General features: G+C 59.4%; 8 protein-coding genes and 1 CRISPR repeat array. Of the genes, 6 read left to right on the top strand and 2 right to left on the bottom strand.

Annotation, left to right across the window (positions count from 1 at the left end; genetic code table 11):
* Positions 1-269: 269 nt before the first annotated feature.
* From cas3 to cas2, 6 genes are read left to right on the top strand one after another with little or no spacing between them, the layout of a single operon-like run.
* On the top strand, positions 270-2,612 hold the full coding sequence (gene cas3, locus HPY55_15750) for a CRISPR-associated helicase Cas3' (GenBank protein ID NPV72060.1): 2,343 nt from the start codon (positions 270-272) through the stop codon (positions 2,610-2,612).
* Positions 2,590-4,848: a type I-U CRISPR-associated protein Csx17 gene (csx17, locus tag HPY55_15755; GenBank protein NPV72061.1), complete on the top strand. Its 2,259-nt coding sequence runs from the start codon at positions 2,590-2,592 to the stop codon at positions 4,846-4,848. Before cas3 ends, csx17 begins: the two co-directional genes overlap by 23 nt.
* 6 nt (positions 4,849-4,854) lie before the next feature.
* Positions 4,855-5,883, top strand: a complete 1,029-nt coding sequence (gene cas7u / locus HPY55_15760; GenBank protein NPV72062.1) for a type I-U CRISPR-associated protein Cas7 — start codon at positions 4,855-4,857, stop codon at positions 5,881-5,883.
* Positions 5,880-7,397 carry a type I-U CRISPR-associated protein Cas5/Cas6 gene (cas5u6u, locus tag HPY55_15765; GenBank protein ID NPV72063.1) on the top strand — a complete coding sequence of 506 codons (1,518 nt, stop codon included), beginning with the start codon at positions 5,880-5,882 and terminating at the stop codon, positions 7,395-7,397. The genes cas7u and cas5u6u overlap by 4 nt, the downstream gene beginning before the upstream one ends.
* A complete protein-coding gene (cas1, locus tag HPY55_15770) occupies positions 7,363-9,069 on the top strand; it encodes a CRISPR-associated endonuclease Cas1 (protein NPV72064.1) in 1,707 nt (568 codons plus the stop codon). The genes cas5u6u and cas1 overlap by 35 nt, the downstream gene beginning before the upstream one ends.
* A gap of 3 nt (positions 9,070-9,072) precedes the next feature.
* Positions 9,073-9,357, top strand: coding sequence for a CRISPR-associated endonuclease Cas2 (gene cas2 / locus HPY55_15775; protein ID NPV72065.1), 285 nt, complete (start codon positions 9,073-9,075; stop codon positions 9,355-9,357).
* Positions 9,358-9,563: 206 nt separating this feature from the next.
* A CRISPR array of direct repeats spans positions 9,564-14,400; the repeat unit is 36 nt; unit sequence GTATCCACGGCTGAAACGCCGTGGCTCAGTTGCAGG.
* Positions 14,401-14,567: 167 nt separating this feature from the next.
* Here the strand turns inward: cas2 and HPY55_15780 are convergent.
* Both HPY55_15780 and HPY55_15785 read right to left on the bottom strand, forming a co-directional pair.
* Positions 14,568-14,924, bottom strand: a complete 357-nt coding sequence (locus HPY55_15780) for a hypothetical protein (GenBank protein NPV72066.1) — start codon at positions 14,922-14,924, stop codon at positions 14,568-14,570.
* Between the two features lie 58 nt (positions 14,925-14,982).
* Positions 14,983-15,648, bottom strand: a 666-nt coding sequence (locus HPY55_15785; GenBank protein NPV72067.1) for a hypothetical protein, incomplete at its 5' end; no start/stop codon positions are given.

Raw genomic sequence — 15,648 nt, forward strand, 5'->3', positions numbered from 1 at the left:
AAACGGGTTAGTGAAGATCGTGCAGACTGCTTCGAAGGACGCGAATGAGGCGCTGGGCGGTGGGGATTTCGGGAAGCCATACCACGATTTCGGAGCACGTGTTGCCCCACTTCCACCAAATCCTCCTACGGCTGGAGACCAACCCATAGCGAAGGGAGATGAATCACATCGTTGACAGCTATGATCATGTCTTCCTGAGGGCAACCGGGCACGAGCCGTATCCATACCAGCGCAGACTTGCCCTGGATCCGGTGTTACCGGAGGTGTTGTTGGTTCCAACTGGGGCAGGGAAAACCGGAGCGGTGATCTTGGCTTGGCTCTGGCGAAGGCGCTGGGATCCGGATCTGGAACGCAGACGCCAGACTCCAAGGCGGCTCGTGTACTGCCTACCGGCGCGGGTCCTGGTAACGCAGACGGCCGATGCAGCCCGCGAGTACCTGGCCAATCTTGAGGTTCTGGCGGACGGCAAGAATGAGGACGGGGTCGCGCTACATGTGGTCATGGGCGGTGACGCGGATGACAGCTGGATGCGCTATCCGGAGCGCGAAGCGATCTTGATTGGCACCCAGGACATGCTGCTGTCCCGTGCCTTGAACCGCGGTTACGGGGCGAGAAGGTTCCGGTGGCCTGCCCTATTTGGGCTTCTGAACAACGACTGCCTTTGGGTCCTTGACGAAGTCCAGCTAATGGGTTCTGGACTCTACACCTCGGCCCAAATGGACGCTTTCCGGCGCGAATTCGGTACATTCGGCGGGGTACGGAGTCTGTGGATGTCGGCCACGGCAGAGCCCGGGTGGCTCGGCACGCTCAACCGGGAAGCACCGTCCACGCAAGCCGTTCTTCGGTTGGGAGAAGAAGACAAGACGGGATCTCTAGCCGAAAGGCTGAATGCACACAAGATTATCGAGAAAGCACCCGTCCAAGCCGTTCCACGGAGCAAGGCGGAATCTTCGCGTTGTGCTGCTGAGATGGCTGCGGCCATTCTGAAGCACCATGTGGAAGGAAGCCTCACTCTGGTTGTGGTGAACACCGTGGACCGGGCTACGGCAGTATTCAGGCAGTTGGTTTCGTCAAAGGCGAAGCCGGAGATCCTCCTGATTCACTCCAAATTCCGACCTGCGGACAGGGGACCGCTGGAGGCCAGGATGAAAGAGCCGGTCGATCCAAAAGGGCCGGGGCGCGTGGTCGTGTCGACCCAGGTAATTGAGGCTGGCATGGATCTGTCCGCAAGAACCCTTGTGACCGAACTCGCTCCCTGGAGCTCTCTGGTGCAACGCTGGGGGCGCGCGAACCGCAAAGGCGAGTATTCCTCCTCGACCATCCTGTGGGTCGATCTCCCCGATGACGCATCCGCACCGTATTCACCCGAGGAGCTGAGCCAATCACGAAAGATACTCGACGGACTGGAGGGAAAATCTGTAGGTCCATCCGTGCTCCCCACAGTCCGGATACCGTATGAGCCGCGCTACGCCTTCAGGCACCGCGACTTCACTGAGCTTTTCGACACTACCCCCGATATTTCAGGCAGTGACATAGACATATCCCGGTTTGTGAGAGGACAAGACGATCCGGACGTGAGGGTGTTCTGGAGGGATTGGGAAGGCATCAAACCACCTGACGACCAGCCCGTGGCTCATAGGAGCGAACTCTGTCCGGTCCGAGTCGCCGACCTCAAGAAATACCGGGCCAAGCATCCTGTCTGGCGTTGGGACCATGTCGACGGCCGCTGGGTGGATGCCGGGCCCCGGGACATCTACCCAGGGCAGGAGTATCTTGTGAACGCAGAGGAAGGTGGTTACGAGAAGACCACTGGCTGGAGTCCCGACTCACGGCAGAAGGTAGACGATGTGCGGCCGGAGGGATGGCGTGCGAGCCCTGAGAAGAATGACGATCGGAGGCGCGACTACGCTGGTAGATGGGTCCTACTCCGCGAGCACAGCGATGATGTAGTCGACGCTACACTTAGGATCACTAGTGGTCTTGAGGGGATCTTGCCGCCGGAAGCGATCAAGTCTCTGGAGACTGCCGCGAGGTGGCACGACCGCGGCAAAGCCCACTGCGTTTTCCAGGAGGCATTGCTGAGGTCGTTGCCTGAGCCTGACAAGTCAGAGAAATCGGCCAGCGCATGGGCAAAACGGCCAAAGGACGGGGGTCCGGGGGTGAGCAGGCCTACTCGATACTCCCGTCCGCACTTCCGGCATGAACTTGCCAGCGCTCTCGCGGTTTTGGCCAACCTCAAGAACCCGCTTGTGGCGTATCTGGTAGCTTCGCACCACGGCAGGGTCAGAACGACTATCCGCTCTTTGCCCGGGGAAGCGCTGCCTCCAAGCGGAAGGCGGTACGCGCTGGGAGTATGGGACGGTGACCCTCTGCCGGCGACCGACTTGGGCGGCGTGTTGTCTCCTGCGACCACCCTGGACCTGGAGTGCATGGATCTTGGGATCGGCGCCTCAGGGCGCCCGTCATGGGTGGATGAGATAGCGGGCTTGCTTGCCAGGCCAGACCTGGGGCCTTTCCGGCTTGCCTACCTGGAGAGCCTGCTTGTCGCGGCTGACTGGGCTGCCAGCTCTAAGGAAGGGGGTGATGACGATGACAGAGCCGATGCTACGTGAAATCGGTCTTGCGTTGAGAGGATGCACTCCCGTCCCGATCGCCGCCTATCTCAAGGCGCTGGGCATCCAGCGTTTGGTGTCGGAACAGGCAGATCCATCAGTGCGAGCGATGTGGAAGGACGAAGTGTTCTATCTATCGAGTTCTCTCGGCGAAGCAGACCTGGTGTCATTCTTCATGGATACCTACAGGCCGACTCCCATCATTGCGCCATGGAACGGCGGATCGGGGTTCCTGCAGAAAAAATCGTCGACGGCCATTCTCCAGGCGGTGAGTGACAGCACGAATCCACGGCTAGCGGACTATCGTGCAACGATATCTGCTGCCCGGAACGTGATCTCGGAGATGGGCCTGTCCGGGAGACTCGACAGGCAACAGAAGCAAGATCTCATGCGTCGGTGCCGTTCATCTCTACCAGATGCGGCGGTTCAATGGATAGATGCAGCTTTCCTATTGAGCGACGACGGGTCTCGGTATCCGGCCCTACTGGGAACCGGAGCGAATGATGGGAACATGGAATTCGCCGCCAACTTCATGCAGAACCTGGTGCAGGTACTGCCTGTGGACCCGCCAGTTCACGACCCCGAACGCGCGGGCAAGAGAGTAAAGAAGCGACCTGCGTTCGACAGGGATCGTTCACTGAGACTTCTTGAGGCGGCACTCTTCGGCCGTACGGATGTCCCTCTCATGAATACGGCGGTCGGTCAGTTCAACCCCGGGGCAATCGGTGGGCCGAACAGCATCCGCGGCTTCGAGGGCGGCTCCCTGATCAACCCATGGGACTTCGTGCTGACATTGGAAGGCAGCCTGGTGTTTGCGGGTTCCATAGTCTGGAGGCTAAACACCTCTTCCCGCGGTATGGCCGCTTTTCCGTTCACGGTTGACCCGTCGGCCGCCGGTTGGGGCTCCATGGCGCAGTCGCCCTCCGAAGCCAGAGCGGAGACATGGGTGCCGCTATGGGACAGGCCGGCCTCCTACAGGGAAGTAAGCCGCCTGTTCGCCGAGGGCAGAGCGCAGGTGGGGAGGCGGCGGGCGCACAACGGTACCGATTTCGCGAGAGCAGTGGCAGGTCTTGGCGTGGATCGGGGTATTCGTGACTTCGTCAGGTACGGCTTCTTGCGGCGTAGCGGCAAAGCTTTTCTCAGCGTCCCGCTGGGCAGGATGCGCGTGTCCGAGTTTCCGGCGGTGCACTTGCTTGGAGACCTCGACTCCTGGCTTGATTCCCTTCGGAGGGTCTCGTCAGATGCCAGGGCCCCCGCAGTCTACGGACGGGCAGTCCGGCAGATTGAGGATGCCATGTTTGCCTACTGTGCTTCGGGCAGGGGCCGGGACCTCCTCGGGGTTCTGGTGGCGGTAGGGTGCGCGGAAAGAGTTCTTGCCATGGGCGGAAAGGTCCACGACAACGCACGCCCGCTAGACGGCCTTCGGCCTGAGTGGGCTCTTGAGTGCGGTGATTCGATTGAGTTCAGGCTGGCCTTGAGCCTGGCTTGCATTGCCGACGACAAGATTGGCCGCCTGCGCTCAAACCTTGAACCCGTGGAGTTGGACAAAGGCCACTGGAAGTGGGCCCCCGACAGCGGCACTGTTGTCCCGGCATGCGGGGACCTTGTTCGCTGGCTGTCCGGCATTCTGCATCGCAGGCTGATGGATTCCTCGCGTGCCGGCATAGGTTACCTGGCGATCGACGGGACCTTCAGAGTCTCGCCCTTGGAGGTCGCCCTCTTCCTATCTGGGCAGGTAGATGATGATAAGATCAGGGACCTCTTGTGGGCGCTGACCGCCATCAAGATGGACACGCCTACGTTGGACAGTCTCTCTAGAAAGACACGTCTGGGTGAAGCCGGGCTGCATACCGTTCCGAGAGTATATGCGCTGCTGAAGTTGGTGATGCTGCCGCCCAGTGCCATAAAGGAGATGGCCGGGATTGCCGCACCGCCGGAGGAGGGTCGGAACACCAGGATTCCTCCGGAACCCGCGATAGTCTCCAGGCTTGAGGCGGGTGACCCAAGATCTCTGGATGCTGCGGTGGAGATCGCGGTTCGGCGTCTGAGGGCATCCGGCTTCATGCCTCTGGCCTCCGGCAGACCCGGGCACATGCAGGCGCCCAAGTTCATGTTGCCCACAGACGAGAAGAAGCGCCTTCTCGCCGCGCTTCTATTCCCGGTGACTGATATCCGCGGGCTTGCTAGACTCGCAATCTGTCCCTCGAGGGACCAAAACCAAACGAAAGGTGAGTGAAAACCCATGTTCGATCTGCGGGCCATTGAGAACCAGCCGCGGCTGCTTGTAGACGTGAATCTTCGTCCGATCCAGGGTCAGAGGTTTCAGCCGACCGGGTTCCCCGACCTGGGTGCGGCGACCTACACGCTACCTGACGGCACAGAGATGCTTCTGGTCGAATCCGCGCAGTCAATGGCGAATCGCCTTGAGGCCACGACATGGGACCAGGTAACCAACGATTTGGTTACGCCGTTGAAGGGATTGCCTTACATAGCGGCGATTTCTCCTGCAGGCGGGTTCATTACCAGTTCTATCCTGGAGGCCCACCGTGTGAACTCCCCGTACTTTCTGGACAGTGAGGGAGGGAAGTTTCTCACCCTACTTAAGACCGAATTGGAGGGAAAGAAGGGGGAAGACCCCGAGGCTGTGGACCTGAAGCATGCGGCCAAGGTTATGTTCAAGTACGACCCCAACTGCATACTCCACGGGGTCTTTCTTGCCAACAAGAAGCTGGCGGGAGGCAGATACCGGCTGACGCGCCTCCTTTCGGCGTTCATAGAGGCCGAGGACGTCCGGCCCGTGGAGAGCGGCGGCGTGAAGAATGATAGGGTGAACCCCTCTGGCGACACCAGGACGGGGTACGGCAACGTGCCTTTCCACCGCACGGAGTTCGTGGCGAAGTCCATCTGCGCTCACTTCAGTCTTGACCTGGCCACATTGCGTGGCTATGGTCTTGGGGAAGCCGTCGAGAGACTGATCGTAGCTCTGGCTCTCTGGAAGATCCGCTCTCTCCTGGCGAGTAACCTGAGGCTCAGGACGGCCTGCGACCTGGTGAGTGAGAGCACGAAAGGACTTACTGCGACTATGCCCGCTGGTTTCGTCCTGCCAGAGGTGGCGGAACTGTCTGCTGCAATGCCTGGCTTGATTGCAGCATGCCAGCCGGACTTTGTCAGCCCTCCGGTGACCAAGGTGACCTGGTCCGCCCAGGAGGCGAAGAAGCTTGCGGCCGACCGCATGAAGAGTGAAACGGATGACGAGGTGCAGGAGAAATGACCGTCATCTCCATCCGCTTTACCGCCGGCGGGTATCACGCAACCCCATGGGGGCATCACGTGAACGAAGGTGCCGCTGAATGGCCGCCTTCACCGTGGCGCCTGATGAGGGCACTCATCGCGTCGTGGAAGATGACTATGCCCGAGATCAGCGAAGACCGGATGCAGCGGCTGATATCGGCCCTGTCTTCCCCGCCGGACTTCAGACTGCCTCCCGCCACGCTGGCCCATACAAGGCACTACATGCCTTTGTACGGGGCGACCCGCAGTAGCAAGACCATGGTGCTCGACGCTTACGTGGCGCTGTCGCGGCAAGAGCCTGTCCTGGTCATATGGAAAGGAGACCTTCCGGTGGAAGACCGGGACCTTCTCGGGAGACTCCTCGCGAACTTGCCATACTTCGGCCGAAGAGAGTCGTGGTGCCAGGCCGGGCTGGTTGATGAGGGAGAACCGGACTGCTTGTGGATGAGCCATGGCAGAACGAACCCTGAGCAGTGCGAACCGGTAAGGGTGCTGGTGCCTGCTCCCGGGGTTACCCTGGCGGAATTGATGGTGGACACCGGCGACCTGCGTGGAGAGCGGCTTAAGATCGACCCACCTGGAAGCGAGTGGGCACTGTACGCTGTAAGGCGCGGCGCATTGTCGCTGGCCCCAACACCAGTCAGGAGGCCGGAAGTGCGAGGGAGTCCGCTGTTGGCGAGGTACGCGCTCGATTCGGTCCCTCTTCCGCCCGTGACAGCGACTGTGAGAATCGCTGAACTGGCCCGCAAGGCTGCCATGGCCCAGTATGGCCGCATCAATGAGGGCCAGGTCTCCCCGGTGCTCACCGGTAGAGATGAGGAGAAGGCTCCTCTCAAGGGTAACAAGCATGCGTATTACCTTCCTACTGACGACGACTCGGACGGGCGCTTGGACCACCTTACGGTGTATGCTCCCGGAGGGTTGGGGGAAAGAGAGTGTGAGGCGCTGGCCAGGATCAACGCCCTCGTCGCCAGGGAGTCTGGCACAGAAATACGGGTACTCCTGCTCGGATTCAGCCGCAGCGTCGAGGATTCGTCACTGGGTGACTTCTTCCGCCCGTCAGAGACTTGGCGGTCCGCCACGCCTTTTGTCTTGTCCAGACATCCGAAGCGATACAGGTCCGGCGCAGTGAAGCGGGATCAAGCCGGTTACCAGGCCGACGGTCCAGAAGCCCAGATCCTGAGAGAGTGGGGGATCAGGCGTGGCACGGAACCCGGCCTGCCGGAGATCACCGGCATAGAGCGAGTCCCAGATCTAAGAGTGAGAGGACGCCGCCTGTCATGGCTGGATTTTCGGTGCGCCCGGTCGAGCTCAAGCGCGCCGCCCCCGGTCGCCACCGCAGGCGGGTTTCGCATTCGGTTCGCTCGTCCCACGCGTGGACCAATCGCTCTTGGTTACGCGGCACACTATGGGCTGGGCCTTTTCAGGCCAGAAGCGGGGAGGGAGACGGAGCCGCACGATGGGACACGACTTGTTGCGGGAGACCTCGATTGAGGATGCCCCACTGGTTCCGGCCCGCATCCTGAATGAATATACATATTGTCCAAGGCTGGCATACATCGAGTGGGTTCAGGGAGAGTTCGAGGAGAGTGCCGACACTCTTTCTGGTAGCCTTCGCCACAGGAGAGTGGACCAGGAGGTTGGCGGCTTTCCAGGCGAGGGAGATGCGGTGTCGAGCGAGGACGGCAGCTCGATTCATGCCCGGTCAGTCATGCTTTCCTCAGCACGACTGGGGCTCATTGCTCGCATGGACCTGGTGGAGTCGTCTGGTAGTGAGGTCATTCCGGTAGACTATAAGCGGGGGCGTGTACCGGATGTCCCCGGCAACGCGTGGGAACCCGATCGGGTCCAGTTGTGCGCCCAGGCCTTGATACTCCGTGACAATGGCTACCAGTGCACCCAAGGAATTGTGTACTACAGCAGTAGCAAGACACGTGTGACGGTTAATTTCGATGAGTCACTTGTTAACACGACGCTGAATCTTCTGGATGGCCTGAAGGCCACGGCGTCTAGTGGGAAGATTCCTCCACCTCTCAATCATAGCTCGAAGTGTGAAAGGTGTTCTCTGGCCGGGATCTGCCTTCCTGATGAGATCAATCTGATGATAGCGGCGAACGAAGGCCGCAGTATCCCCCAGGAACCCCGCCGGCTCGTGCCTGCCCTCAAGGACTCCCAGCCCGTCTACGTTCAGGAGCAAGGAGCAATGGTCTCCAAGAACGGCGACGTTTTACAGGTCAAGAAAGACGGTTCAGTGGTTCAAGAGGCACGGCTTCTCAGCCTGTCCCATGTGAGCGTTTTTGGGAATGTACAGATATCGACCCAGCTCTTGAGGGAGCTTGGAGATCGCGGCATTCCTGTCTGCTACTTCACCTATGGCGGCTGGTTTGCGGGGCTCTTCTCGGGAATGAGCCATAAGAACGTGGAGTTGCGCAGAGAGCAGTTCGGGCTTGCCGCAGATGAGGCCCGAAGCCTGCGGCAATCCGCGGAGTTCGTGTATGGGAAGATCAAGAATGCACGGACTATGCTGCGCCGGAACTCACCTGACACGGGCAAAGGAGCGCTGGCCGAGCTGAGCCGGCTGGCGTTACAGACGCGCAGGGCAGGCAATCTCGAGTCGCTGCTTGGCATCGAAGGAGCAGCGGCCAGGACCTACTTCTCGCGGTTTGGCACAATGCTCAAGCCCAAGTTCCAGCCAGGTTTCGACTTCAAGAACCGCAACAGGAGGCCTTCGACAGACCCGGTAAACGCCCTGCTATCTTTCACGTATGGGCTCCTCGTCAAAGACCTATACCTGACACTGCTATCTGTCGGATTTGATCCGATGATGGGTTTTCTGCATCGACCCAGATACGGCAAGCCTGCCTTGGCCCTAGACCTGGCCGAGGAGTTTCGGCCACTGGTGGGTGACTCCGTGGTGCTGACGATGGTTAACGGAGGCGAGGTGGGGCCGCACGATTTTGTCCAGCGGGGAGGCGCGTCCGCTCTCACGGCAATAGGGAGAAGAAAAGTCATATCAGCCTACGAGAGACGGCTCAATACCGAAGTCAGGCATCCCGTGTTTGGCTATTCCGTAAGCTATCGGAGAGTAATGGAAGTTCAGGCCAGATTGCTGAGCCGGCGTGTAGTCGGTGAGATTCAAGACTACGTGCCATTCGTCACGAGGTAAGACATGCGCCACTCGTACATCGTTAGCTACGACATATGCGACCCCAAGAGGCTGCGCAGGATGCACAAGAAAATGCTCGGGTTTGGCGACAGACTCCAGCTGTCAGTGTTCAAGTGCGACCTTAACGATCGGGAAAGGGTCCTTCTCGAGGGAGCTGTGCTTGAGATAATGAACCAGAAGGAGGATCTCTTGATGATTGTGGATCTTGGGCCATCAGACTCCAACACACGCCTTAACTTCTTCGGGAAGCGGCTTCCCAGTTCGGACAGGTCAGCCGTCATTGTCTAGTGCTGGTGGAGTACAGTGGGTGCGGAGCATGTTCGAACGGCTACATGGTGAGACAATCTCAGGACCCGCTCGCACCAAGAACCGGCTGGTAGCACGGCCTGATGCATCGTTCGCTCTGGCAGGGCCTTGGCGATTCATTCGAGTAACACCGACCGCTCGCACCCGTCTTACAAAGGTGCAGGCTGCGCTAGTTTCTGAGGCGAGCGGTATCCACGGCTGAAACGCCGTGGCTCAGTTGCAGGGCACGGCGAATCTTATTCTGCATCAGTTGGGAATAACGTATCCACGGCTGAAACGCCGTGGCTCAGTTGCAGGAGCGCCATCAAACACGCAATACGAGTGTTCTCCTCCGTATCCACGGCTGAAACGCCGTGGCTCAGTTGCAGGTCATAGTCGGCTCGCCGGGCTCCCGAGGCTCGGGAACGGTATCCACGGCTGAAACGCCGTGGCTCAGTTGCAGGTGAGATAGGCTTCCAGGGCCTCGACAACGGCCTGGATCGTATCCACGGCTGAAACGCCGTGGCTCAGTTGCAGGTGAGACGGCGGGCAGCGATGAGCAGCGCGCCGCCGAGTATCCACGGCTGAAACGCCGTGGCTCAGTTGCAGGGCGCAGCCCCAAATGAAGAAGGCGCTTTGTCAGCGCCCGTATCCACGGCTGAAACGCCGTGGCTCAGTTGCAGGTTACTCGCCGTCGCCACCCAAAAATGACCCCTCCCAAGTATCCACGGCTGAAACGCCGTGGCTCAGTTGCAGGGGTGTTGCCGCAGAAACCAACTTATCCCTGCGTGGCGTATCCACGGCTGAAACGCCGTGGCTCAGTTGCAGGTTCACCACGCAATTCCCTTACAACCGTAAGCAAGTTGTATCCACGGCTGAAACGCCGTGGCTCAGTTGCAGGGTACGTCGGTATCGCAAGCGTGGAAAAGAGTATCAGTGTATCCACGGCTGAAACGCCGTGGCTCAGTTGCAGGGGGAGTCAGCGTGTCGTCGAAGTTTGCAAGGAAGATGGGTATCCACGGCTGAAACGCCGTGGCTCAGTTGCAGGGCCTATCGTCAGGTCCGGGTAGGCATCTGTCGCGGCCGTATCCACGGCTGAAACGCCGTGGCTCAGTTGCAGGTTTCTATGACGCGCTTGCACTTCGCCCAGGAGTCCGTATCCACGGCTGAAACGCCGTGGCTCAGTTGCAGGTGCTCCCGCTGCACCTTCCGCTATTTCAGCGTTCAACGGTATCCACGGCTGAAACGCCGTGGCTCAGTTGCAGGGGAGCAGCAGCGACCTTGCTCTGTGTCCTAACCATACGTATCCACGGCTGAAACGCCGTGGCTCAGTTGCAGGTGTGCGAGACGCCGGTTCTAAGGGTTTTGGGCGGCATGGTATCCACGGCTGAAACGCCGTGGCTCAGTTGCAGGAGCGTACTGGTGAGCTGCTTTTCGCGTTCGCCGCTCGGTATCCACGGCTGAAACGCCGTGGCTCAGTTGCAGGTTGCCGATGCTGACTCTGACCGCCCGATATCCATCGGGTATCCACGGCTGAAACGCCGTGGCTCAGTTGCAGGGGTCCCTCCTTCGCTCCCGCTGGCGATGGCCCGCCGGTATCCACGGCTGAAACGCCGTGGCTCAGTTGCAGGGTGATACCCTGCTGCTCCCTGCCCCATGCGGTCTCCAGTATCCACGGCTGAAACGCCGTGGCTCAGTTGCAGGGACCGAGACCCCGAGCATGACGTTGGGGAGGGGCCACGTATCCACGGCTGAAACGCCGTGGCTCAGTTGCAGGTCCGAAGCCTCGACGGTCGCGTTCCCCCAAGCCGCGGTATCCACGGCTGAAACGCCGTGGCTCAGTTGCAGGTCCGAAGCCTCGACGGTCGCGTTCCCCCAAGCCGCGGTATCCACGGCTGAAACGCCGTGGCTCAGTTGCAGGGCAAACAGGAGCGACGCTCCGCCGCCGAAGACCTCGGTATCCACGGCTGAAACGCCGTGGCTCAGTTGCAGGCGCGTTCGCCGCTCGTCTTGAGCACGTAAACCAGCATGTATCCACGGCTGAAACGCCGTGGCTCAGTTGCAGGTAGACCGTCGCCATGTGCTCCATGAGGCTGATGAAATGTATCCACGGCTGAAACGCCGTGGCTCAGTTGCAGGTCGTTTGGCAGATTACTGGGTGGCCCCGGTAGAGGAGTATCCACGGCTGAAACGCCGTGGCTCAGTTGCAGGTGCTCAAGGCGCTGGGCCTTGCGCATGTTGAAGTCGGGTATCCACGGCTGAAACGCCGTGGCTCAGTTGCAGGACTTCACCGCCCTTCAGTCTCTGGCCGACCTCGGCCTGTATCCACGGCTGAAACGCCGTGGCTCAGTTGCAGGTAGTACTCGCTCATCACTTATTCTCCTTTCGCGGCTTGTATCCACGGCTGAAACGCCGTGGCTCAGTTGCAGGGATGTAGCCGCGCATCTCCCGGCTTTGGACGAACAGGGTATCCACGGCTGAAACGCCGTGGCTCAGTTGCAGGGTGTGCTTGCGGAGGACGGCGGACGGCGTCTCGCAGTGTATCCACGGCTGAAACGCCGTGGCTCAGTTGCAGGCGCAACCAGTGAGGAAGACAAGGCGGCTATCATCGAGTATCCACGGCTGAAACGCCGTGGCTCAGTTGCAGGTAATCTCATACAGACGGGATTCGTCGACTGTATTGTTGTATCCACGGCTGAAACGCCGTGGCTCAGTTGCAGGCAGAGCACGACTGACCCATACATTTTCACTTATCGAGGTATCCACGGCTGAAACGCCGTGGCTCAGTTGCAGGGTGATCTGCGGAATTCTGAATGTCACCCGATTGCGAAGTATCCACGGCTGAAACGCCGTGGCTCAGTTGCAGGCAGCCTAGTGGGATATTTATTTGGAGGAGGGAGAATTAGTATCCACGGCTGAAACGCCGTGGCTCAGTTGCAGGGTAGATACTGAGACAAGAAGTATTCCAATTGATGAAGTATCCACGGCTGAAACGCCGTGGCTCAGTTGCAGGGTATTAGTTTTTAGTCTAACCCACCTTTCAGTCTCATGTATCCACGGCTGAAACGCCGTGGCTCAGTTGCAGGATGAAGGAGAAGGGATATTTGCCGTTTGTTGCGAATGGTATCCACGGCTGAAACGCCGTGGCTCAGTTGCAGGAAGCATATATTTACGAGTAGCTAATACTTGGAAGTCAGTATCCACGGCTGAAACGCCGTGGCTCAGTTGCAGGGCAGCCGATCCGCGCCGCCGCGAGAGCCGCCTCGCAGGTATCCACGGCTGAAACGCCGTGGCTCAGTTGCAGGTCATAGGTGTTGATGGTCGTTCCGGTGATCGCCTGCGTATCCACGGCTGAAACGCCGTGGCTCAGTTGCAGGCATTACATCAATATTATGATTAACACTATTTTGAACGTATCCACGGCTGAAACGCCGTGGCTCAGTTGCAGGCGGCTCCTGACCGACCCCATGGCGTTCAACGCCCTGGTATCCACGGCTGAAACGCCGTGGCTCAGTTGCAGGCAGAACGCCTATTGACAAGGGGACAGTCTGTCACTTGTATCCACGGCTGAAACGCCGTGGCTCAGTTGCAGGGACAACTGGCGGTTTCCGCACTTATTCAGGGAATGTGAGTATCCACGGCTGAAACGCCGTGGCTCAGTTGCAGGCTTTGCCGCATGTCCCGCACTGGTACCGCATCAAGAGTATCCACGGCTGAAACGCCGTGGCTCAGTTGCAGGCTGCGGCATTGCCGCTTTATTTTGCAACTGTGCCCCGCCCGTATCCACGGCTGAAACGCCGTGGCTCAGTTGCAGGCCCAGTATCCGGAGGATCGATATTAGCCACCTGAACGGTATCCACGGCTGAAACGCCGTGGCTCAGTTGCAGGGAGGAGATGGCCGGGTTGGCAAAAGCGAAGAGAGCTCGTATCCACGGCTGAAACGCCGTGGCTCAGTTGCAGGCGCACAAAGCACTAAATCAAACTGTCGCGAACCAAAGTATCCACGGCTGAAACGCCGTGGCTCAGTTGCAGGGTGAATATCCTCTTCCCTTTCCCCAGGTGCCTCACCGGTATCCACGGCTGAAACGCCGTGGCTCAGTTGCAGGATGGAGTCTGTGCCGCAGGCCCTTGCGTGGGGCAGGGTATCCACGGCTGAAACGCCGTGGCTCAGTTGCAGGTGCAAGTTTAGCGAACCGATTTATATCGGTTTGAATCGTATCCACGGCTGAAACGCCGTGGCTCAGTTGCAGGAAACTCAACCGAGGAGAAGGTGAGGCCGTTCTCTTCGGGTATCCACGGCTGAAACGCCGTGGCTCAGTTGCAGGTGGTGTACCTCGTCGTGGCGTACACTAAGGCATACGGTATCCACGGCTGAAACGCCGTGGCTCAGTTGCAGGTTCAAGAAGGGCCAGAAGCGCGGCGGCAAGGTGGATGGTATCCACGGCTGAAACGCCGTGGCTCAGTTGCAGGTCGTGTCAGTCGCTCCGCTGACGGCGGCTATTGTGGGGTATCCACGGCTGAAACGCCGTGGCTCAGTTGCAGGTCCGGCTACCCATACCTACTAGGCTTACGGAGAACTGTATCCACGGCTGAAACGCCGTGGCTCAGTTGCAGGACTCGCTTCGCCGCCAGGAATGTTGACCTTAATCAGTATCCACGGCTGAAACGCCGTGGCTCAGTTGCAGGAGTTTCCTGAGCAGGTATTCCTGGTGGATCTCGTGGGTATCCACGGCTGAAACGCCGTGGCTCAGTTGCAGGAGTTTCCTGAGCAGGTATTCCTGGTGGATCTCGTGGGTATCCACGGCTGAAACGCCGTGGCTCAGTTGCAGGTTGTTGGTGCTGCGGACCTCGATTTCCAGAGCGTCCGTATCCACGGCTGAAACGCCGTGGCTCAGTTGCAGGACCCAAGCATGCCCGATGCCACCAGGGTTAGCGGAGGTATCCACGGCTGAAACGCCGTGGCTCAGTTGCAGGCCCTGGAACTCGCCGTAACCGATGCAGATTCGCTGTGTATCCACGGCTGAAACGCCGTGGCCCAATTGCCAGGTCAGGAGGCCCTTGCCGCGGTCATGGCCCTCACCGGGTCAGGATTGCGGGAGCAGCCCAAGATGAGTACCTCGTAAGGCTAGCGTATAGGGCCCGGCTGATGTTACTGGTACCCTCAGGTATCTGGGCATTCCTACTTCATACCAACGCCCGCTCTCCCCGCAGCATTAGCAAGCTTCTGGGCTGCGATGCCCTGACCGAGTCGCGGGGCTTTCTGAAGAGTAGGCAAGACGGCGACACTGCCATCTGGATCTGTCGCCGGCACTCTGCCGCTCGGCTTCGTCGACGAACAGTAGCTCCCACAGCCTGCGCGTAGACTCGGGCAAGGTCCTGGGACCGTGGTAGTCTTCGAGGAAGACCTCGCCGACTTTTTCTCTTCCATACCGTCTGAACAGCCACATGATTTGCTCCCAGCTGCCGCGAGAGAGGACGGTCTTGACGACGAGGGCGGCATGCTTGTCATCATCTATGGTCTCGAAGATGTAGTTCTTGAACACACGGGAAAACGAATCGGGCAGCTTCATGATCAGGGCTCCCCTCAAGGTACTCAAGCGCAAGTTGGGTTCACTGGCGCGGCGTCGCTCATCGAGCTGTCGCGCCCGTCTGCTGTTCAAGAAAACCCTTCACTTGCTGGCGGAGAAACGCTTCGATGGTGTCAAGCGTGACGCCTGGCTGACTAACCAGGCGCAGCTCCGCGTAGACATCCTCAAGGTCCTTGGTGTAACACAGTTGTTCCAGGAACAGCTTGGTAGAAAACACGCGCTCTCCTTCAATAATGAACTTCATTGTGGCGTCATCGATAATGCTGTCCAGCGTTGCCATCCCGGACTGGAGCAGGAAATACAGGTCCACATAGTCGCGGGCCGTAGCGCGCCGGCCCAGTGCATAGGCTTTCATTGCGGCTATCTCTCGAGGGTCAGCGAGGCTTATGCCCCGCAACTCCGGCAAAATGGTTCCCGCGTCTTTGAGTGGGTGCAGCAGAGGAAATGGATAGCCGATGAAAGACGTCTTTATTCCCATGATGGTCCACGTAACCTGCGTGGCTTCTCTCAGATCCGGGCTGGCATCGGCTTTGCCGAACAGCCGCTCTATTTCGCGTGCGATGTCAACGCCGGTCCAGAGGGACTGTTGAAAAAGTCGGCTGGACACAGGAAGGACAAGGAAGGTGGCGAAATGGGGGTTGTAAGAGAGACACCGGGGGTGCGGTAATGCTCGTTGGGCCGGATGAGACGAAGCGGCATCGTCTTT

It is taken from the genome of Bacillota bacterium (genome assembly GCA_013178305.1).
Classification (GTDB): Bacteria; Bacillota; Sulfobacillia; order JABLXB01; family JABLXB01; genus JABLXB01.

What these genes read in the sequence shown, in the direction of transcription:
- csx17 (NPV72061.1), top strand. Translation starts at nt 2,590, where the DNA reads ATGACAGAGCCGATGCTACGTGAAATCGGTCTTGCGTTGAGAGGATGC.
- cas7u (NPV72062.1), top strand. Translation starts at nt 4,855, where the DNA reads ATGTTCGATCTGCGGGCCATTGAGAACCAGCCGCGGCTGCTTGTAGAC.
- cas5u6u (NPV72063.1), top strand. Translation starts at nt 5,880, where the DNA reads ATGACCGTCATCTCCATCCGCTTTACCGCCGGCGGGTATCACGCAACC.
- cas1 (NPV72064.1), top strand. Translation starts at nt 7,363, where the DNA reads ATGGGACACGACTTGTTGCGGGAGACCTCGATTGAGGATGCCCCACTG.
- cas2 (NPV72065.1), top strand. Translation starts at nt 9,073, where the DNA reads ATGCGCCACTCGTACATCGTTAGCTACGACATATGCGACCCCAAGAGG.
- HPY55_15780 (NPV72066.1), bottom strand. Translation starts at nt 14,924, where the DNA reads ATGAAGCTGCCCGATTCGTTTTCCCGTGTGTTCAAGAACTACATCTTC.